At 38.1% G+C, this 896-nt stretch carries 1 protein-coding gene; it reads right to left on the bottom strand.

Features of this window, described 5'->3' with window-relative positions; translation table 11 throughout:
* Positions 1-289 precede the first annotated feature (289 nt).
* Positions 290-574: a hypothetical protein gene (locus M3166_RS18915; protein ID WP_251691793.1), complete on the bottom strand. Its 285-nt coding sequence runs from the start codon at positions 572-574 to the stop codon at positions 290-292.
* Positions 575-896: the final 322 nt, after the last annotated feature.

Raw genomic sequence — 896 nt, 5'->3', positions numbered from 1 at the left:
GCACTTCATCGTCTTTTAATGAATTCTCAATTGTAATCGCTTTTTCATTAATTGGAGCTGCTCCTACTGAACTTGAGCTTAAGCCTGCGCCTCCTACCAATATTGATAATGCCAATCCTGATGCTAACAACTGCTTTTTCATCTTTCTTCCTCCTTTAATTTAGGTTTATTATCAACTTTGATCTAAAATAAACTTCCCTCTTTTAACAAGGTCATGAACCAACAACTAAGTATAGAACTCATATTGTGGTGTATATTTTTACTTCTTGTTGATAAATCCCCTTCAAAATTAATCATTTAAGTCAAATGAACCAACTACATCTTCGTAGTTATACTCAGCTGTAGGCTCAATACTGCTTCCAACAACTGCTACTTTTTGGCCTGTAACCCAGCCACCTACCAAAGCTGCTACTGCTCCCCAAATCATCGGACGTACTTCGTCGTCTTTTAAAGAATTCTCGATTATAATTGCTTTCTCGCTAATTGGAGCTGCTCCTACTGAACTTGAGCTTAAGCCTACGCCTCCTACTAATATTGATAACGCCAGCCCTGATGTTATTAACTGCTTTTTCATTATTTTTCCTCCGTTAATTTAGGGGGAATATCAACCTTTGATCTAAAATAAACTTCGCTCTTTTAACAAGGTCATGAGCCAACAATTAAGTATAGAACTCATATCGTGGCGTTTATTTTTACTTTCTGTTGATAAACACCCTTCAAAAATTAATCATTTAAGTCAAATGAACCAACTACATCTTCGTAGTTATACTCAGCTGCAGGCTCAATACTGCTTCCAAAAACTGCATTTGCTGCTTTTTCACCTACAACCCATCCAGCTCCCCAAGCAGCTCCTTTTAATGCTGCTTGTCCTACTGCTGCCCAAACCATCGGACGCA

This window comes from Solibacillus isronensis, from assembly GCF_023715405.1.
Taxonomy (GTDB): Bacteria; Bacillota; Bacilli; order Bacillales_A; family Planococcaceae; genus Solibacillus; species Solibacillus isronensis_B.
This window is presented reverse-complemented; position numbering and strand designations above follow the sequence as displayed.